A 20,680-nucleotide genomic window follows, 5' to 3' on the forward strand; every position below is an offset into this window, starting at 1 on the left:
ACGGAAGTTAAAAGATTGATTTCCATATGATTTTAAATGTTATTTTATTAAGTTTATCCTAGTATAAACAAATTTTAAATCCTCAGTTAAAATATTTTTTGTGATCTAACACAGAGCCAAAAAATAATGAGAACTTCTTATAATAGATTTTTTTTTCTTTATTTCATTTTTTTTTTTTTTTTTAGACATTATCTGAAAATCATTTAAACCTCTGAAAAATTAACTAAAAATAACGTTTAACGAATAGCATTTAAATTTACTGAGGAAACATGAAAGAAGCCAATTCATTATTTAGTTTTCTATACGCCGCACTTTTATCTGAAAAAACTAAAAAAAGAGCTGAAATTTTCTTTGTATCGTTGGCAATAATAAGTTTTTTATTGCATTTGGCTATTATCGCCTTAGTTTATCTTAAAATTATTTTGATTAATGATTATTCCAAATTATTAAGTAATCCAATATCTGCAATTTATACACCATTCTCATTTATTTTGATTTATGAAGTTTACCTGTTAGTCTATTATTTACCTAAATCAACAACTATCTACATAGGCAAACAATATGAAATTATTACGTTAATTATTATTCGAAGAATATTTAAAGACTTAACCAAATTAGAATTTAACTCTAATTGGTTTGATTTTAAAGCCAATGTAAATTTTACACTTGACATCGTGGCAACAATCGTACTGTTTTTTTTAATATTTATCTTTTACAATCTCAACAAAAAAAATGAAATTAATCAGTCTAAATTGCAGAAAACAAATGATATCAATTCATTCATTAGACTAAAAAATGTTTTCGCTATCGGGCTCATTCCCGTATTTTTGGTACTTTCAATATACAGTTTAGCCCATTGGATTTATGAAAGTTTCTTTTCACTAACGCAAATCGTTGATAAAATTAAAGATATTAATAAAATATTCTTTGCCGATTTTTTTACAATTCTAATTTTAATTGAAGTGCTTTTGCTTTTGTTTTCCTTCTTCCTTTCTGATAAATTTAATAAAGTCATTCGCAATTCAGGCTTTATCATTTCAACAATATTAATAAAACTTTCTTTTGGTACAGAAGGAGTTTTGAATACCATACTTATTGTCGCAGCAGTATTGTTTGGTGTCATAATCTTAGCAATCCACAATAAATATGACACATTAGAAGTAAAAAGTATCAGTAATTTACAGTCTTAAATTAGCCAATTCGCAGTCCATTTTGAATTTTACAATCGGGAGCCAGTAAAATTACATCACCGTCTGCTCCAACGGCTCCTAAAATAAGACATTCGCTCATGAATTTCCCGATTTGTTTTTTAGGAAAATTGACTACTGCTACAATTTGCCGGTTGAGCAAATCGTCTTTTTGATACCGTTTCGTTATTTGTGCGGATGTTTTTCGGATTCCTATTTCAGAACCAAAGTCTATTGTCAATTGATATGCGGGCTTTCTGGCTTCGGGAAAATCATTTACTTCCAAGATTGTCCCCACACGCATTTCTACTCTTTCGAATTCATTCCAGCTAAGATTGTCCATATTTTGCATTTATTCAAATAAAATACTAAATGACAAACGTAGAAAATTATGTAACTAATTAAACTAATTGTATAAATTTATTTTTGCTTAATAGTTCTAATTAAACAAAAGATGAATCTAGAATTTATCTTTTAAATAATAAATAGTATGGAAATGGGGAAATGAATGATCGCGAATTTCACAAAAAAAAGTAATAGTGGCATAGACCTTTATATTGAAACAGCACCAAATGTAAAATTATATGTTAAAGATTATGGGAAAGGAAAGCCAGTAATTCTTATTCACGGATGGCCACTATCTAATGAAATGTGGGAATTCCAAATTGATACTTTGGCTCAAAATAATTTTAGAGTAATCGTGTATGACCGCCGTGGTTTTGGCAAATCCTCACAACCTTGGGATGGATACGACTATAATACTTTGACTGATGATTTGAAGGTCATTATTGAGCAATTAGATATCAAAGAAGCGGCTCTTGTTGGATTTTCGATGGGTGGTGGCGAAGTGGTTCGCTATTTCAGCCGACATGGCGGAAAAGGAATTTTACAAGCGGTACACACAGCTTCGGTAACCCCCTTTCAGCGTCAAACAGACTCGAACCCAATAGGGATTCCGGAAGAAAAATACGATGGGATGGGGAACAAATTAAAGACGACCGAATTGGTTTTCTAGATGATTTTGGGAAAAAGTTTTTTGGAATGAGCGTTATCAGTAAAATAATAAGTATTCCTTTATTAGATTATTATAGAATGTTGTTCTCCTTTTCTTCTCCTCGTGCTACTTTAAAATGGGCCATATCATTTTCATCTACTGATTTTCGATCGGAAATGTCAGCTGTAAATGTTACTACTTTAATTATTCATGGTGAAGAGGATAAAACTGTGCCTATCGAAATTGCCTCCGAAATAACTGCAAAATTAGTTCCTGATAATAAATTTATTGTTTCTGAAGGAGCCCCACACGGTCTTTTTTATATCGAAAAAGATAAACTAACCAAGGATTTGATTGAATTTTTAAATTCTTAAGTTTGAAACGAATTGAATTTATAGATTAGCATCTCGTCACTTAAGGTTATAAAAAATTCCAAGATTTACTGGATTGCCCCCAAAAAGTTAGATATTATTCTGGTAATTATGTTTCTAATCAAAAAAGTTCAAATAAATTTTACATTTGTAATTATATTAAATTTTAGAAACATTATAGCGGTATTTCTTTGCTCCCAAGAAAAACCAAAGTTATTCGTTAGATTTTAAATTGTAAGAACTAAAAGCCATTTAAAAATACTGATTGTCCCTGAGAGCCGCCAGTGTTAGGTTTAATATAGCTGTTACTAACCCGGTGGGTAGAATTATTTAAAATTAACAACTCTGAAAAGAATTTAAAAATAAACACATAGATTTATAGAAAAAAAGAGCGGGATAGCCCAATTCTTTGCTAACAAAGCTGTGTTTTGCTATAATAGAGTGAAACGTCTCAATACAAATACATAAAAACTATGTTTCTATGCGTTAAAAAAAAAGAAACTTGAATTACATCCAGCGGGTTGATACTAATATTATTGTTAAATGGAGTAAAGATTTTGCAATTTTGGTTTAGTAGCTTTATGACCAAAAACTAGGCGCAAACCAAAACCGATCGATATTACTAAACGAAATAAACGAAAATCGGACAAACCACTTACAAGCGAACATGAACTTCTTTTAGAGATTAAAGCATTGCGTTGTGAGAACTAATTGGTAAAAAAGTTGCGAGCCTTAATTCAAGCAAAAGAGAAAGCCAGAAAACGCAAGCCTTGATGCAATTAAGGGATAAATTTGATTTGAATTTACTTTTAAATCAAACCAAGATGTTAATTAAAACTTTTTTGGAATACTAAAATCAGAACTGTTTCACATTCAAAAATTTGGAAGTTCAAATAAATTAAAGCGGGAAATTAAACAGTATCTAAACTATTACAATAGCGCAAGAATTAAGTCAAATGTAAACAAAATGAGCCCGATACAATATCGAGCTCACTATTATCAAAATTTTGGGGCAGTCCAATTAGATTGGGACTTTTTTTTGGATAAAAAATAATCAAATTATTTTTTATTCTTTTTATTCTTCTTAACTTTTTTAGATTTTGCTTTGGCTTTTTTAGCTTTAATCTTAGCTTTGACTTTGGCTTTTTTAGCTTTGTCTTTTTTAGCTTTTTTAGCCTTTTTTGCTTTCACTTTTGCTTTTTCTTTCGCATCAGCTTTTTTAGCCTTTTTCTTGTCTTTATCTTTCATCTTTACCGTCTTTTTAGTGTTTTTTTTAGTGTTTTTTTTATCTGGAACAACAGTGGTAGTTTCATCCTCGCCTTCAACCGAAATGGTTGTTGTTTCTTCAATGATTTTAGTTACAATGGTATCATTTTCGGGTTCACTAATTTCAGCATGCTCTTCTACAGGGTTAATTACTTTCGTTCTTTTAGCTCTGACCGGCTTTTGATTTTCAGGTTTTATTGGAGACGATTGTGTTGTATCCTCTTCTTTTTTTTGTATCATAGTTGATGTTATTTATGTCAGTTTTTATTTTACTTTAAACAATAATTCTTCGCACGTTATTAAATTGTTATTTTATTGTAAGTAAATATAGTGATTTATTTTATTGATCAATGTTAAGGTTTTCTGTAAATTGAACGAAGTGTATGGCAACCAATAAATTTGCAAGCAATGAAACAGATTTGAAGTTTGTCAGGAAAAGGAATTCTAATGCAGTATTTATAAATTATTGAAAAAGAACATGCAAGATTCTGTTTGCTTTTAAATAAAAAAAAGCCCCAACTAGCAATGGACTATTTGGGGCAATTATTTCAGGATGAAAATTCAATCTTATCGGTATATGTCATAAAAGCCAATGTTTTCTAATACCATTGGTGTAATCTTTTCGATTCCGAAACACTTGATTTCTTTTAGTTTTGCACCTTCAATATGCTTCAAGAATTCATTTTATTTGGATGCTGCAAATTTTTGAAAAGCTTCTGCTAATTCTGAAATGGCATGTAATTTTTTTTTAAAACCTAGGATAAAATTGGTGCTTTCTTTCAGGTTTACTGGTTTTTCCTTGCTTTTCATTTTCAATCGCTACGTTTATATAATACAGTTCTTCTCCTTCATCGATTTCTTCTTTGGATGTAAAACGCCATTTTAGCAATGATTTATTAACTCCTTCTTAGAAGTTTGCTAAAAACTGTTTTTTGTTCTAAAGCAAAACACCATTGAAAAACCAAATTGTAAAATAATTTTGGAATCTTCCAATTCCAATTACATTTTTTCAATTCAAGACAGTAACTATTCCGCCCTATTTGGTAGTTTACACCAATTTAGTTTTGACAATAATTGAATTTAGAAATCTTAATTCTTTTGACCAACGGGTGTTTTTGGCCCAAGTATGAGTTGCTGTTGAGGATTTGATTATCTTATTTTTTAGCAGATTCTTGCAGCGCAGTCAGTTCGGCAATTTTCACGATGACTTTTACTGCTTTTTCCATGCTTTCAGCAGGAACATATTCGTATTTTCCGTGAAAATTATGTCCACCGGCAAATATATTGGGGCAAGGCAACCCTTTATAGGACAATTGAGAACCGTCAGTTCCTCCGCGAATAGGTTTAATAAGTGGTTTTATATCCAACTCTTTCATTGCTTTTTCTGCAATATCCACAATATGTTTTACAGGTAGTACCTTTTCTTTCATATTGTAATACTGATCTTTAATTTCAGTAACAACAATGTCCTCGCCAAATTGTTTGGCAAATTTCTTATTGATTTTTCGAGCAATTTTCTCGATTAGTTCTTTACGCTTTTCAAACTTTTTCTTGTTGTGATCGCGAATAATAAGTTCCAAAACGGTTTCTTCTATACTTCCAGTTAAATGATGCACATGGAAAAAGCCTTCATACCCTTTTGTTTCCTCAGGAGTTTCTCCCGAAGGCAGTTCATTGATGAAATCATTGGCAATCAACATCGAATTGATCATTTTGCCTTTAGCGTAACCTGGATGCACGCTTTTACCTTTGAAAGTAATTTTGGCGCCAGCCGCATTGAAATTTTCATACTCCAATTCTCCTACTTGGCTTCCATCCATCGTATACGCATAGTCTGCTCCAAATTTCTCCACATCGAAATGGTGGGCACCACGGCCAATTTCTTCGTCTGGTGTAAAACCAACTCTGATTTTTCCATGTTTGATTTCAGGAGTATTTATTAGCAATTCCATTGCTGTAACAATCTCCGTGATTCCGGCTTTATCATCGGCTCCTAATAAGGTTGTCCCATCAGTGGTGATTAAAGTTTGGCCTTTATATTGCAATAAATCTTTAAAATAGTTAGGCGATAATATAATGTTTTTAGCCACATTTAATACAATGTCTTTTCCATCATAATCTGTGATAATTTGAGGTTTTACATTCGCACCACAAAAATCTGGTGAAGTGTCAAAGTGAGAAATAAATCCAATAGTTGGTACTTCATAATCCACGTTACTAGGCAAGGTCGCCATGATATATGATTTGTCATCTATTGTTACATCTTGCATACCAATAGTTTTTAATTCTTCAACCAGTTTATTGGCTAAAACCCATTGTTTTTGTGTGCTTGGAGTAGTTTCTGAGTTCGGATCAGATTCCGTGTCTATAATTACATAGCTGATGAAACGATCTATAATATGTTGCATATTTCTTTGTTTTATGCAAATATAATCATTTTTTTAGGAGCATTTTAAAGTAAATCCACAACTAAATTTTGTTTATCTCAATTTTTTAGATGTATCGAATCAAGATTTTAAGAAGTTCATTATTTTTAAAATTATTATTTTTTATCAAAAAAAAATATATCCATAGGTGGTTCAAATTTAGTCTCTGGCTTTATTTAATTTATTTCAACTTTTCAAGATTTTTTTCCAGTTTGTTGATTTTGATTTGTTGCCTACTGATTGATATATTTTCCTTTTCTCTTTGTGTAAAACTTAATTTTTCTTTTGATTTTTTATTTTCTAATTTTTCCTTATTTCGAAATAAATCTTTTCCAGTATCAGCTACATTATCTTTTATTGTTCGGGCTGATTTTTCATGGTAAACAATCTTACTTTATTGTTTGTCGAAGTTGCTTTTTTCTTTTTTAAACTCTTTTTTTTCTTTTTTTTTTCTTGGCTTCTTCTAGTGCTTTTTTCTCCGATTTGAGTTTATTATTTAAAGATTTTGCTTCTTTTTTAAGTTTAGGATTACCTATGCTTGGTGTTGCAGCAGCTTTTACAGTGTCATTTATAGTTGCTTCTGCAGAGACAGTAGTTTTTGTAGCGACTTTTATAGTGTCATTTTTTGCAGTTTGTGCAAAAAAAAATTGAACTATAAAAAAAAAAAAATTGTTGTAATTATTTTTATTTTCATCGGACTAAATATTAAATTTAAAAAATGGAGTGTGTTTTTAATGCATTTCCACGGAAATTTAAGTCATTTTCGTAGTAATTGTGCCCTTATTAAAGAAATAGATGAAAAAGGTTCTCCTTTGACTTTTTCTTTTTTGGCGACAGCCAAATGAAATTTAATGATATCCACTTTTTTAGTAGTCAAAATGATTTGGTAAATTATTTTCCAAATATTTATTTATCGGTAAGATAATTCTATTTTTGCACAAGTCAACAACATATATATGTACAAATTACTCTTGCGTCCCATACTTTTTTTATTTGATCCTGAAGAGGTTCATTATTTCACTTTTTCATTGATTAGGTTTTTGTCTAAAATTCCGGGATTTTCTTCTCTATTTAAATTGCTTTACGAAGTCAATGATCCCAGATTAGAAACCGAAGTCTTTGGATTGAAGTTTAAAAATCCGGTAGGACTTGCCGCCGGTTTTGATAAAGACGCCAAGTTGTTTAAAGAATTGTCCAATTTTGGTTTCGGTTTTATCGAAATAGGTACGCTTACACCAAAAGGTCAGGAAGGAAATCCTAAAAAACGATTGTTTCGTTTAAAAGAGGATAGCGCCATCATCAACAGAATGGGGTTCAACAACGGCGGTGTACAAGAAGCGGTGGAACGATTAAAAGAGAATAAAGATGTCCTGATTGGCGGAAATATCGGAAAAAACAAATTGACACCAAACGAAGAAGCGACTTCTGATTATGAAATATGTTTTGACGCTTTGTATGATTACGTCGATTATTTTGTGGTAAATGTAAGTTCACCAAACACACCAAACCTGCGTGCTTTGCAAGATAAAGAGCCATTAAAGCAACTGTTGCAAACGCTACAAAATAAGAATTTGGCTAGGCCAAAACAAAAGCCAATTTTATTAAAAATCGCTCCTGATTTAACGGATGAGCAATTGCTGGATATTATTGATATCGTTAAAGAAACTAAAATTGCGGGAGTTATTGCTACTAATACCACGATTTTGCGTGAAGGTTTACAATCTGAAAACAAAACTGAAATGGGCGGATTGTCAGGGAAACCGTTGGAAAAACGTTCAACAGAAGTAATTCGGTTTTTGTCGCAAAAAAGTAATAAAGCCTTTCCCATTATTGGAGTAGGAGGAATTCATTCTGCAGAAGATGCGATAGAAAAACTCGATGCCGGGGCAAGTTTAGTGCAATTGTATACCGGTTTTATTTATGAAGGACCAGCATTGGTGAAAGCTATAAACAAAAAGATTTTAGAAAGATTGTAGCTTTTAAACATTAGTGAAACTCATAAATGGTATCATTTTTTTGAAATTTATAATCAGAATTTAAAATTTATAATAGTTTTTCTATCTTTGGCTACCTATGGAACCAATAAAAATTATAGAATGTCCACGCGATGCCATGCAAGGTATCAAACCATTTATTCCTACGGAAAGAAAAGTAGCTTACATTCAATCATTATTGCGTGTAGGTTTTGACAGTATTGATTTTGGAAGTTTTGTTTCCCCCAAAGCAATTCCGCAAATGCAGGATACAGCCGAAGTTTTGGCACGACTTGATTTGTCTCAAACCCGAAGCAAACTTCTGGCTATTATTGCAAATACACAAGGCGCTACAATGGCAGCTGTTCATCCTGAAATACGTTATTTAGGTTTTCCATTTTCTATTTCTGAGAATTTCCAAATGCGGAATACCCACAAAACCATAGCCGAATCATTAATTACTCTACAGGAAATTCTTGAAATTGCCGATAAAAGCAATAAAGAAGTAGTGGCATATTTATCAATGGGTTTTGGAAATCCATACGGCGATCCTTGGAGCGTTGAAATAGTAGGTGAGTGGACTGAAAAATTAGCTTTAATGGGAGTGAAAATTTTATCACTTTCTGATACGGTGGGAAGTTCTACTCCTGATGTAATCTCGTATTTGTTTTCGAATTTAATTCCAAAATATCCCAAAATAGAATTTGGTGCGCACCTTCACACGACACCTGATAAATGGTTTGAGAAAATTGATTCCGCTTACAAAGCGGGTTGTCGCCGTTTTGATGGTGCTATTCAAGGTTTTGGAGGCTGTCCAATGGCAACTGATAATTTAACGGGTAACATGCCTACGGAGAAATTAATGTCTTATTTTACAACACAAAAAGAATCTACGAATATGAGTCCAATGAGTTTTGAAAGTGCTTATAATGAAGCGTCTAAGTTATTTGGGGAGTTTCACTAGAAATAAATTAAAAAATTATTGTTGAACTCCTCACTTTGTAAATACTAAGTGTAGTATTGATGCGTTGAGTATAAGACTCACGAAAACTGCCTTTAACTTATAAATTGATGAAATTACCTGTTTTAAATAGCGTTTTTAGCCTATTCTTACTTCTGTTACTTTCTTTTTCATGCGCGAGTAATTTAGACTACGATCAGGCAAATAATATAAAACTGGAGCCTATTTTTGTAGCTAATTTGGCCTATTTTGATGTTCCTGCACATGAATTTGTCACGAATGATGTGGAGCAGTCAGTGATTTTTGACGTGCCAACTGTGGATATTTTCAATGATGGATTTTTTAGGAAAAGTTTAAAAAAAGTGGAATTTTTCTATGAAATGGAAAATACCATAAATAGAACTTATGTTGTAAACTTGGTATTTTTGGACAGAACTAATCAAGTCGTTCATACAACCAATTTTACTGTTCCGGCTTACACGGGTCTAGAGAATAAAGTGACCAAGACTGAAATATTCGAAAATACCCAACTTGACTTATTAAAAAGAACGACAAAAATTGCTTTTACATTGAAGATGTTGCCGGGTGCTCCATTGAATGAGAATAGTTCAGGTAAATTAATATTGCGTTCAAGTGTAACCGCTTATTTAGTAGTAGAATGAGAAAAATAATCTTGATTTTTGTTCTATTTCTGACAATAAATTGCTTTTCACAAAACAAACAAATTTTATATAATTTCACTTCAATACCACAGTCTTTGTTGACTAACCCTGGTTCGGATTTCAAATATAATTGGTATTTTGGAGTTCCTTTATTGTCTGGGATTTCTGCAAATGTAGGTTCAAGCGGGTTTTCGGCCTATGATTTATTTGCGGATAATGGAGTCGATTTTAATGTGAAATTACGCAACGCAGTATTCTCCACAACCCGAAAAGACAGAGTAGCGATCAACGAACAAATAGAAATTTTTAATGGAGGTTTTAAAATTACCGGAGAACAAAGTGATTCCTATATTTCGTTTGGAATGTATCAGGAATTTGATCTGTTGAGTTATGTCCCTAAAGATATTGCCGTTTTAGCTTTAGACGGAAACAAAGACTATCTGGGTAAAGTTTTTAATTTAGGCGATTTGAGTGTCAAAGCAGAAATGCTATCCGTATTTCACCTCGGATTTCATAAAAATATCAACGAAAAGCTTATTTTAGGAGCACGCGGAAAAATTTATTCCAGTATTTACAATGCTAATTCTACGAATAACTCCGGTTACATCTACACTATTCCTTCAGATACAGGAATTTATGAGCAGATGATTTATTCGCAATTACAGCTCAATACATCTGGAATTGCTCAATATGATGATAAAGATTATAATCCAAATGTGGTCAAAGACATTACTAAAAGAGCTCTCTTAGGAGGTAATTTAGGTTTGGGATTTGATGCCGGTTTTACCTATTATCCAAAGAAAAACATACAACTTACCGCCAGTGTTATCGACGTAGGTTTCATTAAACACAGCAAAGAAGTTGAAAGCTTAACTTACAAAGGCACGTACAGATATGAAGGTGTAATTCCAAATTTCAGTTCCGGTAATTCAGCAGGAAACGGATACCAGGAATTCAATGATGCTATTCCTTTGGATACGTTGTATGCAGATTACACGACTTTTCGCCCGGCAAAGTTCAATACTTCGGTTCAGTATTCATTTGATGAAGAACGCTCTGAAGATTGCAATTGCCTCAATTATGATCCTGAAACGACTTATAAAAGTGCGGTTGGTGCACAGTTATTTGTGATGTCTTCGCCACGAACGCCATTAGTCGCTTTTACCACATATTACCGAAGAAAAATATTCAAGTCATTGCAAATGAAAGCTACGTACACGCTAGATTCGTATTCGTATAAGAACATAGGGTTGGGATTATCCAGTGCTTTTGGACCTATGAATTTCTATGTTCTTGCCGATAATCTTTTAGAATATAGAGATGTAACTAAAGCAAATAGTCTTACTTTCCAACTCGGGCTGAATGTTGTTTTTAAGAATAGTAAAAAATAAATTGGTTTTAAAATTGGACTTTTCTTCGTTTAAATATTTTGTAAATTTCTATCCAAAGTACCGAAACAATACCTACTAAAATACTTAACCCTATTTGGAGTCCTGAAACTCTTTCGAATTCAAAAAAACTTGCAAATAAAGGTACAAACAATAATGAAGCTGTAATAAGAATGGTTACGCTAATGATCATCAGTACCAAATTGTTTTTGTATTTTAATGTTGTAAATATCGAGTAATAAAAGGAACGATTGATTAGCGTCAGAAAAATATTAGATGAAATTAACGTCAGAAAAACTACTGTTCTCGTTGCGCTTTCCGAACAATTTGTAGCCACACAATATTGGTAGATAAACAAGAGTCCCAAAGTGATTACAAGTCCCTGAACGATACTGATGGTGATTTCTTTAAGTTTGAAAAAAGTATTGGTAAAAGGTCTGGGTTGTAACAGCATTAGGTTGCGTTCCATAGGTTCATTTTCATAAATTATGGAACAGGTTGGTCCCATGATAATCTCCAAAAAGATGACATGAACTGGGGAAAAAATATTGGGGTAAATCCAGCCCAATGCCAAAGGAATAAACACAATCATAATGATTGGAATGTGGATGGAAATAATGTATTGTATGGCTTTTTTCAGATTACTATATATTTTTCTGCCCATGGCAATAGCGTCAATCATTTTAGCAAAATCATCGTCAATGAGAATTAGATTAGCAGCATCTTTGGCAATTTCGGTCCCCTTTTTTCCCATGGCAATTCCAATGTGGGCTGATTTTAACGCGGGTCCGTCATTGACTCCGTCGCCCGTCATGGCTACGATTTGATTGTTGTCTTTTAATGCTGCTATAATCTTAAGTTTGGCTTCCGGAAACATCCTCGTAAAAATGGACGTCTCCATTACTTTTTTTCGAAGTGTCGCATCGTCCATAGCCATTAAGTCGTCTCCATTTAGCGTTTTATCTGCATTTTTGAAACCAATTTGTTTGGCAATTGTTGCGGTTGTTTCAGCATTGTCGCCCGTTACTATCTTGACTTGAATACCGGCTTTGTAAAAGGCTTCGAATACTGCTTTTATATTTGCTTTTGGGGGATCATAAAACGCAACTAATCCTTTAAACGCAAAAGAAAAATCCTGTTGTTTTTTAGGATAATCAGTGCCTGAAAATTCAGCAAGACCTACACCCAATACCCGATATCCTTGCAAAGCCATTTTGGTCATCGCGGATAAAATTTGTTGTTTTTCGTTTTCGGATACTTTTGAAGTCGCAATCAATGCTTCGGGAGCCCCTTTGGCAGCAATAATTCTCGATCCATTTTGATTTTCAAAAACATGGGTCATCATTGGAGGTTTTCCATCCAATGGATATTCGTGAACCAATTTGAAATTAGGGCGTTCATCAGCTATTTCTAACTTCGCATACGCTTCGTGCAATGCAATTTCCATTGCGTCAAACGGTATTGGCTCGCTGGCCCACATGGCAAGACTCAGTAATTCGAGATCGTGCTCATTATTATTATTATTATTATTATTTTTAGTTTCATCAGTGTTACTTCCTTTAGTACTATCATCAGACAACGTGTACCATTGCGCCAGACTCATTTTGTTCTCCGTGATTGTTCCCGTTTTGTCCGTACAAATTACGTTTGCGCTTCCTAAGGTTTCGACCGTTTTTGTCTGTTTTACGATAATTCCCATTTTCATTAATCGCCAAGAACCCAACGCCATGAACGTGGTAAAAGCCACCGGAATTTCCTCAGGAATGATGCTCATGGCCAAGGTCAGCGCTTTCAGCAGACTGTCTAAAACATTATTTGAATTGTAATAATTGATAACCCATACAAAAACAAAAATCACTAAACCAACAAGCGACATTTTTTTGACAAAATTCCCCATTTGGATTTGCAACGGTGTTTTTTCTTCAACAATTGTTTCCAGGCTTTTGCCTATTTTTCCCAATTTTGTTTCGTTTCCAATAGCGGTTACTTCGCAAATTGCCAAACCACCAGTTACAATAGTCCCAAGAAAAACAGTATTGTTTTCGGCAGTCTCATTTTTAAAAACTGCCATCGATTCCCCTGTAAGAATAGACTCATTTACGGAAAAATCATTGGATTGAAGAATGATACCATCGGCAGGAATAAAGGTGCCTTCTTCTGTTTGAATGAGGTCACCAACAACAATTTCCTCGCTTAAAATTTCAATAATTTCTCCATTGCGAATGACTTTACTTTTGGGTTGCGATAGTTTTTTTAACGCTTCAATTGCTGTTCTGCTTTTGGATTCTTGATAGAGTGAAATAGTAGAAACCAAAACAATTGCTACAATCATGAAAATTCCGTTTCCATAATCGCCGGTAATAAAATAAATACCAGTTGCAGTTAGCAATAATAGGAACATAGGTTCCAATACCATTTCGGATAGGGATTTTAAAAACTGATTTTTTTCCTGATTCACTATTGAATTCGGACCAAATTTCGTTCTCGAAAGCAAAACGGCCTCATTTGAAAGTCCTTTTAATTCTTGTTGAGTTTTTGTCATAGCAAAATAAATTAATTGGATTTTCTGGATTGGAAACTAAGGCGTATTTTGGAATAAAAGAATTGACTTCATACTGCAATTTAATTAATTATTGTAAAATTATAGCGATTTTTTGCTTAAGATTATCTATATTTGCACGCAATTAAACTCCAACTACAATTGCAATGATCGCACACAACTCTAAGATTATCGGTGAAGGATTAACTTACGATGATGTTCTATTAGTTCCCAATTACTCAAATGTGCTTCCTCGCGAAGTGAGTATTCAGTCCAAATTTTCAAGAAATATAACGCTAAATGTTCCTATTGTATCCGCTGCTATGGATACCGTTACCGAAAGTGCTATGGCAATTGCTATGGCTCAAGAAGGAGGAATAGGCGTTTTGCATAAAAATATGACTATCGAGCAACAAGCTGCGAAAGTTAGAAAAGTAAAACGCGCAGAATCCGGAATGATTATCGATCCGGTTACTTTGCCATTAACTTCGACAGTTGCCGATGCCAAAAATGCAATGAAAGAATATGGTATTGGCGGTATTCCAATTGTGGATGAAAATAAAATTCTAAAAGGAATTGTTACCAACCGTGATTTGCGTTTCGAAAAAAATAGTGCTAGACCCATCGTTGAGGTCATGACCACTGAAAACTTAGTTACCGTTGCGGAAGGAACTTCTCTGGAACAAGCAGAGGTAGTTTTACAAGGACATAAAATCGAAAAATTACCTGTTGTAAATGAGAAATATGAGTTAGTTGGATTAATTACCTTTAGAGATATCACTAAATTAACCCAAAAACCGATTGCCAATAAAGATGTTTACGGCCGTTTGCGAGTTGCTGCGGCGATTGGTGTAACAGGTGACGCGGTTCAAAGAGCCGAAGCATTAGTGAACGCTGGTGTTGATGCAATTATTATTGATACTGCTCACGGGCATACGCAAGGTGTTGTCAATGTCTTGAAAGAAGTAAAAAGTAAATTCCCTCAAATTGATGTTATTGTAGGAAATATTGCGACTCCTGAAGCAGCTAAATTTTTAGTTGAAAATGGAGCTGATGGTGTGAAAGTAGGTATAGGTCCAGGTTCAATTTGTACTACTCGTATTGTTGCCGGCGTTGGTTTTCCTCAGTTTTCTGCTGTTCTTGAAGTGGCTGCGGCTATCAAAGGAAGTGGAGTTCCCGTAATTGCTGATGGTGGAATTCGCTATACGGGTGATATTCCTAAAGCGATCGCTGCAGGTGCTGATTGTGTGATGTTAGGTTCATTATTAGCCGGAACTATGGAATCTCCGGGTGAAACTATTATTTTTGAAGGAAGAAAATTCAAGTCTTACCGTGGAATGGGTTCTGTTGAAGCGATGCAGGAAGGTTCAAAAGACCGTTATTTTCAAGATGTTGAAGATGATGTAAAAAAACTGGTTCCGGAAGGAATTGTCGGACGTGTTCCTTACAAAGGAGAATTGAACGAAAGCATGCAACAATTCATCGGTGGTCTTCGTGCCGGAATGGGATATTGTGGTTCAAAAGATGTTCCAACTTTACAGGAAACAGGACGTTTTGTTCGCATAACTGCCAGCGGAATTAACGAAAGTCATCCGCATAACGTTACGATAACGAAAGAAGCTCCAAATTATTCAAGATAATTTTTAGTTTTTTAAAACAATAAAAAAAGGCATTTTTAATTCCGCTAACGGTTTTAAATATGCCTTTTCTCTTTATTTAAAACTTTAATCTGCAGATTCAGATAAGTTTTTCTTCAAATGCTCGCTGTCCCAACTGTGATTAGTTGCAGCCACTTGAGAATAAATATCGCTCTTTAGCAGTTGTTCCTGCAGTTCGATTTCTTCTTTTACGGTTATCATGTAGGCCATTTTATCATGACGTTTTTCGGCTAATTTTCGGGTGGTAATTTCATCATATTTTATAAACTGCTGTCCTTGTCTGGTCGCGGTATATTTTCGATGGCCCAATTCTACTAGCGCATCAACCCCCATATTTACCGCGCTATATAACGTTTCTCGATAAATATTTTCGACTTTATGATCTATTAATTCATAAGCATCATTCCGGTTTCGGGCACGGGTTAAGATTTTTAAATGTGGAAAATGTTTTTTTAAAGTTTCAATCACTTTTAAATTTACCGAAGGATTATCGATGGCAGCAATAAATAACTTTGCGTTCTCACAACCGGCGGCTTTCAATAATTCTAATCGTGTAGCATCTCCATAATACACTTTGAATCCCAATTTTCGCAGAACATCAATTCGATCGGAATCATAATCCAGAATAGTTGATTTTACTTTATTCGCTTTTAATAAACGCCCAACTGTACTTCCAAAATGACCAAAACCAGCAATAATTACGGGATTGTCTTCGTCAATAAAATCGTTATCTTTCTTAATTTCATTTGCTTTTTCTTTAGTTCTTGAATTGGGATAAATTAATCGCTCATTTATTAATAACAGAAAAGGAGTTGCAACCATACTCATCGCGATGACAGCCATGATTTGGTTCGCCAAAACATTTGGAATAATATACAGTTGCATGCAAAAACTCATAATCACAAAACCAAATTCTCCTGCCTGACTTAAGCCAAAAGCGAATAACAAATTTTGATCGGTATTTTTTTTATGAAACCTACTGATTACAAATAAAACAACAAATTTTACAAAGGTTAGGATGGCTCCAAAAGCAAAAATGAAAAGTGGATTTTCGATAATTAATTTGAAGTTTATTGAAGCGCCAACCCCAAGAAAAAACAGGCCTAACAGCAATCCTTTGAAAGGTGCGATATCGCCTTCTAATTCGTGACGAAACTCAGAGTTTGCCAATACGACTCCCGCCATAAAAGCACCAAGAGCAGGACTTAAACCTACTAATTGCATCGAATAAGAAACACCAACAACCAGTAACAATGCTGAAGCTGTAAACAATTCCTGCAATCGGGTTTTTGCAATGATGTGTAATAGGGGAACAAATAGAAAACGTCCTGCAAAATAAATTGTCGAAATACTTCCTAGTACAATTAACGTTTGTAACCAACTAGAAAAACCATTAATCAGGGATTGTGGTGCATCATTTGCTGCCTCAAGATTTACTGTTGACAGAAGCGGCAGAAAAGCTAAAATTGGGATAACCGCAATATCCTGAAAAAGTAAAACTGCAAATGAGGAACGTCCCACAGAGGTATTTGACAATCCCTTTTCTTTTAAGGTTTGCAATACAATAGCTGTGGAAGATAATGCCAGTGCCAGTGAAATGGCCAACGTGGTTTCCCATTTCCAGTCCATATAGAAAAAACATCCCACAAATAGAAGTAGAGTAGTCCCTATTAATTGTGCAGAACCCATCCCGAGAATGAATTTTCGCATTTTCCAAAACTTGCTGGGCTCCAGTTCTAATCCAATTAGAAAAAGCATCATCACTACACCAAATTCAGCAAAATGCATAATATCTTGGCCTTCCTTACCAATAAAACCAAGTACGTAAGGACCAATTACAATTCCCGCTAGTAAATAGCCTAAAATTGAACTTAGCCCTAATTTTTTAGCAATAGGAACGCAGATTACAGCTGCTGACAAATAAATAATTGCTTGTAATAAAAAATTGGTATCCATCTTATATTTTTATTGTAGCAAACCATTCATTCAAATAATGGTATTGCAAAATTTCATCGTTATCCAAATTATTATTTTCTAAATAATCTAGAAAATAACCGTAAATGATCCCATTTTTTTCATAATCTTCATTAGTCATATTGTGGGTTCCATGCACTACAAATGGGGGCAAGTAAATCATATTACACACTTTTGCAGTTTGGTTAAAGGGTTCTAACAAATCAAGAACAGTATAGCGGTCAATTCCGGTTTCACTATAGTTTTCTTTATTTCCACCGGTTGTAATCACCTGAAAAATAATCTTATCCTGCAATGCATTCCCTTTTTTTCCATACGCCCAATTGTGTTCTAAGACCATATCAATCCATTGTTTCATCAAAGGCGGGCAACTGTACCAATAAAAAGGATGATGCCAAATAATAATGTCATGTTGACTTAACAATACTTGTTCCTTTTTTACATCAATATCAAAATCAGGATATTCCTCATATAAATCATGAAAAGTAATGTTTTCCGATTTTGGAATATTTTTCACCAAAGCTTTATTCGCATGTGATTTTTCGAATAGCGGATGGGAAAATAGGATTAAGATTTTATTTTTCGACATGAAATTTATTTTTTTTTTTTAATTTAGGAGGTTTAATTAGGCTATATCGTTGATTTACAGTAGTATTAACTGTTTTTAATATGTATTGAAAGATATAAAATATTGCTCAATTTTTGAAGATATAAAAAGATTCAAAAAGCTTTTTTTGTTTTTAATAAGAAAAAAATTAAAATCCCGTCAAAATAAAATTAGCGGTTTTATTTTGACGGGATTTGGTTTTAACTATTTTGGTCAGCGGAGTTGCTGTAAAAAGGGATTATTTATCAAATCATATTTATAGTTTGTCCTTTTGAGCTTAATTTTTGAAAAAAGTCATGAACAGTTTTTTGATTTTCACCATCCTAAAATATGTTTATATTCCCAAGAAATTACTTGGAGTAATTTGCATTAATTCCGCTTTAATCTCATCCGAAACGTCTAATGTTGCTATAAAGCCGTGAATTGCCTTTTTATCAATCGCTTCATTGGTTCTGGTCAATCCTTTCAATGCTTCGTAAGGATTAGGATATCCTTCACGACGCAAAATTGTTTGAATCGCTTCTGCAACTACGGCCCAATTTTTCTCTAAATCTTCGTGGAATTTAGGTTCGTTTAATAACAATTTGTTCAATCCTTTTAACGTGGCTTCAAAAGCGATTAAAGTATGTCCAATTGGTACACCGATATTTCTTAAAACGGTACTATCAGTCAAATCACGTTGTAATCTTGACAAAGGTAATTTAGCTGATAAATGTTCGAAAATCGCATTGGCAATTCCTAAATTTCCTTCTGAATTTTCAAAATCAATAGGATTAACTTTATGTGGCATCGCCGAAGATCCTATTTCTCCTGCTTTGATTTTCTGTTTGAAATATTCCATCGAAACATACGACCAAATGTCTCGGTCCAAATCAATGATGATGGTATTTATTCTTTTCAAAGCATCAAAAAATGCAGCAAAATGATCGTAATGTTCAATTTGTGTAGTCGGGAAGGAGTGGTGTAAACCAAGGTTGTCCTCCACAAATTTCGCTCCAAATTTTCTCCAGTCAATTTGTGGATATGCTACATGATGCGCGTTATAATTTCCGGTTGCTCCGCCAAATTTAGCTGCAAAAGGAATATTAAACAACAAACGCATTTGCTCTTCTAAACGTTCTACAAAAACACCAATTTCTTTACCCAAGCGCGTTGGAGAAGCCGGCTGTCCATGCGTGCGGGCGAGCATTGGAATATCGCGCCATTCAACACTTAAATCTTTCAATTTTGATGTTAAAGTAATTAAAGAAGGCATGTATACTTTCTCGAAAGCTTCTTTTGTAGAAAGCGGAATCGCCGTATTGTTAATATCTTGAGAAGTCAATCCAAAGTGAATGAACTCTTTATATTCAGATAAACCTAGTTTTTCAAAAGCATCTTTGATAAAGTATTCCACCGCTTTTACATCGTGGTTGGTTACTTTTTCTGTTTCTTTGATCCAAAGAGCATCTTCGGTAGAGAAATTTTTATAAATGTTGCGTAAACTTTCAAATAAATCTGGGTTTACGTCTTTTAGTTGTGGCAACGGCACTTCGCACAAAGCAATGAAATATTCAATTTCAACTAATACGCGGTATTTGATTAATGCTTCTTCAGAGAAAAATGGAGCCAGCGAAATAGTCTTGTTTCTATATCTTCCGTCGATTGGCGATATAGCATTCAATTCGTTTAAAGTAGTCATTATTTAGTTGTTTGTTCGAAAGGCACAAAAATAGTTATAAGTTATAAGTTATGGGTTATAAGTTTAGATTTTTATTACAATTGTAATTGATTTTTTGCCATTGAAATTGTTGTTGTCATTGCATTTGATTGAGTAATTTTTCTTTCATAAAAGCAACTCCTTCTGTGGCACGCATAGGAATTACTTCCAACGGATTTCGAAGATTCGGTATTTTAATGGGTTTTGGATCAATATAAAAAATAGGCGTTTCCCTAGTTGTGAAATCGATCAATCCTGCTGCGGGATACACTTGAAGCGAAGTCCCGATGACGGCAAAATAATCCGCACTTTGAGTAAGTGTTAATGCTTCTTCAAGGGCTGGAACTTCCTCTCCAAACCAAACGATATGCGGTCTCAATTGATTTTTATTTTCATCGAAATCGCCAAAATTCAAATCGTTGTGCCAATCTAAAATGTATTCTGGGTTTTTGGTACTTCTTACTTTCAATAATTCGCCGTGTAAATGCAGCACATTAGTGCTTCCGGCGCGTTCGTGTAAATCATCTACATTTTGTGTGATAATGAAAACATCGAATTCATTTTCTAATTCAGCCAAAATTATATGCCCCAAATTGGGTTGCACTTCTTTGAGTTGTTTTCGTCTTTGATTGTAAAAATCCAGAACCAAAGCAGGGTTTTTATGCCAGCCTTCTGGAGTTGCTACATCATTGACATTATGGTTTTCCCAAAGCCCATCACTATCGCGAAAGGTTTTGATGCCACTTTCGGCACTAATTCCTGCTCCTGTCAGAACCACTAATTTCTTTTTCATTTTATATCAATTTGGGCGTGACCACAAGGGTCGGGCTTTCGGCTTTATCTTTTTGGCTAAAAAGCCCAAAAAGGATATCGCCTCTATCCCTCACGCGAATTCCATAAACATTCCTAATTCTGCTTTTATGGAACAATCCCAAAAGCGGCAATCAGAATCTACTTTTGAAGGTATAAAGCTAG

General features: G+C 33.9%; 18 protein-coding genes. 9 read left to right on the plus strand and 9 right to left on the minus strand.

Translation table 11 applies throughout. The features are described 5' to 3' along the window. Window positions 1-269 precede the first annotated feature (269 nt). The gene (locus tag ACP7AV_RS15955; RefSeq protein WP_426064542.1) at window positions 270-1,190 is read left to right on the plus strand and encodes a hypothetical protein; all 921 of its coding nucleotides are present in this window, start codon (window positions 270-272) and stop codon (window positions 1,188-1,190) included. A gap of 1 nt (window position 1,191) precedes the next feature. Here ACP7AV_RS15955 and ACP7AV_RS15960 read toward each other — a convergent pair whose 3' ends face one another. Continuing rightward, window positions 1,192-1,530 carry a tRNA-binding protein gene (locus ACP7AV_RS15960; protein WP_426092789.1) on the minus strand — a complete coding sequence of 113 codons (339 nt, stop codon included), beginning with the start codon at window positions 1,528-1,530 and terminating at the stop codon, window positions 1,192-1,194. Window positions 1,531-1,695: 165 nt separating this feature from the next. On the opposite strand from ACP7AV_RS15960, the gene ACP7AV_RS15965 reads away from it, so the two are divergent. The 3 genes from ACP7AV_RS15965 (at window position 1,696) to ACP7AV_RS15975 (ending at window position 3,606) form a co-directional block, all read left to right on the plus strand. Further along, window positions 1,696-2,202: an alpha/beta fold hydrolase gene (locus ACP7AV_RS15965; RefSeq protein WP_426092790.1), complete on the plus strand. Its 507-nt coding sequence runs from the start codon at window positions 1,696-1,698 to the stop codon at window positions 2,200-2,202. 26 nt (window positions 2,203-2,228) lie between these two features. Beyond that, window positions 2,229-2,555 (plus strand): alpha/beta fold hydrolase, encoded by a 327-nt coding sequence (locus tag ACP7AV_RS15970; protein ID WP_426092791.1) that lies wholly within the window; start codon window positions 2,229-2,231, stop codon window positions 2,553-2,555. An 844-nt stretch (window positions 2,556-3,399) separates the two neighbouring features. Further along, window positions 3,400-3,606, plus strand: coding sequence for an IS3 family transposase (locus tag ACP7AV_RS15975; protein WP_426092815.1), 207 nt, complete (start codon window positions 3,400-3,402; stop codon window positions 3,604-3,606). 5 nt (window positions 3,607-3,611) lie between these two features. Here ACP7AV_RS15975 and ACP7AV_RS15980 read toward each other — a convergent pair whose 3' ends face one another. From ACP7AV_RS15980 to pepT, 3 genes are all read right to left on the minus strand, one after another. Further along, on the minus strand, window positions 3,612-4,058 hold the full coding sequence (locus tag ACP7AV_RS15980) for a hypothetical protein (RefSeq protein WP_426092792.1): 447 nt from the start codon (window positions 4,056-4,058) through the stop codon (window positions 3,612-3,614). Window positions 4,059-4,502: 444 nt separating this feature from the next. Next, window positions 4,503-4,628, minus strand: coding sequence for a hypothetical protein (locus ACP7AV_RS15985; RefSeq protein ID WP_426092793.1), 126 nt, complete (start codon window positions 4,626-4,628; stop codon window positions 4,503-4,505). A gap of 344 nt (window positions 4,629-4,972) precedes the next feature. After that, window positions 4,973-6,226 carry a peptidase T gene (pepT, locus tag ACP7AV_RS15990; RefSeq protein WP_426092794.1) on the minus strand — a complete coding sequence of 418 codons (1,254 nt, stop codon included), beginning with the start codon at window positions 6,224-6,226 and terminating at the stop codon, window positions 4,973-4,975. A gap of 974 nt (window positions 6,227-7,200) precedes the next feature. Between pepT and ACP7AV_RS15995 the strand changes: the two genes are divergently transcribed. The 4 genes from ACP7AV_RS15995 to ACP7AV_RS16010 all read left to right on the plus strand — a co-directional run bounded on the left by ACP7AV_RS15995 (window position 7,201) and on the right by ACP7AV_RS16010 (window position 11,231). Beyond that, a complete protein-coding gene (locus ACP7AV_RS15995) occupies window positions 7,201-8,220 on the plus strand; it encodes a quinone-dependent dihydroorotate dehydrogenase (protein ID WP_426092795.1) in 1,020 nt (339 codons plus the stop codon). A gap of 97 nt (window positions 8,221-8,317) precedes the next feature. Further along, on the plus strand, window positions 8,318-9,181 hold the full coding sequence (locus tag ACP7AV_RS16000) for a hydroxymethylglutaryl-CoA lyase (protein WP_426092796.1): 864 nt from the start codon (window positions 8,318-8,320) through the stop codon (window positions 9,179-9,181). A gap of 107 nt (window positions 9,182-9,288) precedes the next feature. After that, window positions 9,289-9,840, plus strand: a complete 552-nt coding sequence (locus tag ACP7AV_RS16005) for a hypothetical protein (protein ID WP_426092797.1) — start codon at window positions 9,289-9,291, stop codon at window positions 9,838-9,840. After that, on the plus strand, window positions 9,837-11,231 hold the full coding sequence (locus tag ACP7AV_RS16010; protein ID WP_426092798.1) for a DUF5723 family protein: 1,395 nt from the start codon (window positions 9,837-9,839) through the stop codon (window positions 11,229-11,231). Before ACP7AV_RS16005 ends, ACP7AV_RS16010 begins: the two co-directional genes overlap by 4 nt. A 7-nt stretch (window positions 11,232-11,238) precedes the next feature. Here ACP7AV_RS16010 and ACP7AV_RS16015 read toward each other — a convergent pair whose 3' ends face one another. Then, the gene (locus tag ACP7AV_RS16015) at window positions 11,239-13,770 is read right to left on the minus strand and encodes a cation-translocating P-type ATPase (protein WP_426092799.1); all 2,532 of its coding nucleotides are present in this window, start codon (window positions 13,768-13,770) and stop codon (window positions 11,239-11,241) included. 164 nt (window positions 13,771-13,934) lie between these two features. Between ACP7AV_RS16015 and guaB the strand changes: the two genes are divergently transcribed. Next, window positions 13,935-15,407 carry an IMP dehydrogenase gene (guaB, locus tag ACP7AV_RS16020; protein WP_426064554.1) on the plus strand — a complete coding sequence of 491 codons (1,473 nt, stop codon included), beginning with the start codon at window positions 13,935-13,937 and terminating at the stop codon, window positions 15,405-15,407. An 84-nt stretch (window positions 15,408-15,491) separates the two neighbouring features. On the opposite strand, the gene ACP7AV_RS16025 is transcribed toward guaB, so the two are convergent. The 4 genes from ACP7AV_RS16025 to ACP7AV_RS16040 form a co-directional block, all read right to left on the minus strand. Next, window positions 15,492-17,381 (minus strand): monovalent cation:proton antiporter-2 (CPA2) family protein, encoded by a 1,890-nt coding sequence (locus ACP7AV_RS16025; RefSeq protein ID WP_426064555.1) that lies wholly within the window; start codon window positions 17,379-17,381, stop codon window positions 15,492-15,494. Between the two features lies 1 nt (window position 17,382). Next, window positions 17,383-17,988 (minus strand): NAD(P)H-dependent oxidoreductase, encoded by a 606-nt coding sequence (locus ACP7AV_RS16030; protein ID WP_426064556.1) that lies wholly within the window; start codon window positions 17,986-17,988, stop codon window positions 17,383-17,385. A gap of 352 nt (window positions 17,989-18,340) precedes the next feature. Then, window positions 18,341-19,687: an adenylosuccinate lyase gene (gene purB / locus ACP7AV_RS16035; protein ID WP_426092800.1), complete on the minus strand. Its 1,347-nt coding sequence runs from the start codon at window positions 19,685-19,687 to the stop codon at window positions 18,341-18,343. 115 nt (window positions 19,688-19,802) lie between these two features. Next, window positions 19,803-20,498, minus strand: coding sequence for an SIR2 family NAD-dependent protein deacylase (locus ACP7AV_RS16040; protein WP_426092801.1), 696 nt, complete (start codon window positions 20,496-20,498; stop codon window positions 19,803-19,805). Window positions 20,499-20,680: the final 182 nt, after the last annotated feature.

Origin of the sequence: Flavobacterium sp. DSR3-2 (assembly GCF_049896525.1) — a bacterium.
Classification (GTDB): Bacteria; Bacteroidota; Bacteroidia; order Flavobacteriales; family Flavobacteriaceae; genus Flavobacterium.

Bases quoted from the DNA above. Each gene is read 5' to 3' on its own strand.
- ACP7AV_RS16010 (WP_426092798.1), top strand. From the start codon at position 9,837: ATGAGAAAAATAATCTTGATTTTTGTTCTATTTCTGACAATAAATTGC.
- ACP7AV_RS16040 (WP_426092801.1), bottom strand. From the start codon at position 20,498: ATGAAAAAGAAATTAGTGGTTCTGACAGGAGCAGGAATTAGTGCCGAA.
- ACP7AV_RS15955 (WP_426064542.1), top strand. From the start codon at position 270: ATGAAAGAAGCCAATTCATTATTTAGTTTTCTATACGCCGCACTTTTA.
- ACP7AV_RS15960 (WP_426092789.1), bottom strand. From the start codon at position 1,530: ATGGACAATCTTAGCTGGAATGAATTCGAAAGAGTAGAAATGCGTGTG.
- purB (WP_426092800.1), bottom strand. From the start codon at position 19,687: ATGACTACTTTAAACGAATTGAATGCTATATCGCCAATCGACGGAAGA.
- ACP7AV_RS15965 (WP_426092790.1), top strand. From the start codon at position 1,696: ATGATCGCGAATTTCACAAAAAAAAGTAATAGTGGCATAGACCTTTAT.
- ACP7AV_RS16000 (WP_426092796.1), top strand. From the start codon at position 8,318: ATGGAACCAATAAAAATTATAGAATGTCCACGCGATGCCATGCAAGGT.
- ACP7AV_RS16030 (WP_426064556.1), bottom strand. From the start codon at position 17,988: ATGTCGAAAAATAAAATCTTAATCCTATTTTCCCATCCGCTATTCGAA.
- pepT (WP_426092794.1), bottom strand. From the start codon at position 6,226: ATGCAACATATTATAGATCGTTTCATCAGCTATGTAATTATAGACACG.
- ACP7AV_RS16015 (WP_426092799.1), bottom strand. From the start codon at position 13,770: ATGACAAAAACTCAACAAGAATTAAAAGGACTTTCAAATGAGGCCGTT.
- ACP7AV_RS15985 (WP_426092793.1), bottom strand. From the start codon at position 4,628: ATGAAAAGCAAGGAAAAACCAGTAAACCTGAAAGAAAGCACCAATTTT.
- ACP7AV_RS15995 (WP_426092795.1), top strand. From the start codon at position 7,201: ATGTACAAATTACTCTTGCGTCCCATACTTTTTTTATTTGATCCTGAA.
- ACP7AV_RS16025 (WP_426064555.1), bottom strand. From the start codon at position 17,381: ATGGATACCAATTTTTTATTACAAGCAATTATTTATTTGTCAGCAGCT.
- ACP7AV_RS15970 (WP_426092791.1), top strand. From the start codon at position 2,229: ATGAGCGTTATCAGTAAAATAATAAGTATTCCTTTATTAGATTATTAT.
- guaB (WP_426064554.1), top strand. From the start codon at position 13,935: ATGATCGCACACAACTCTAAGATTATCGGTGAAGGATTAACTTACGAT.
- ACP7AV_RS16005 (WP_426092797.1), top strand. From the start codon at position 9,289: ATGAAATTACCTGTTTTAAATAGCGTTTTTAGCCTATTCTTACTTCTG.
- ACP7AV_RS15980 (WP_426092792.1), bottom strand. From the start codon at position 4,058: ATGATACAAAAAAAAGAAGAGGATACAACACAATCGTCTCCAATAAAA.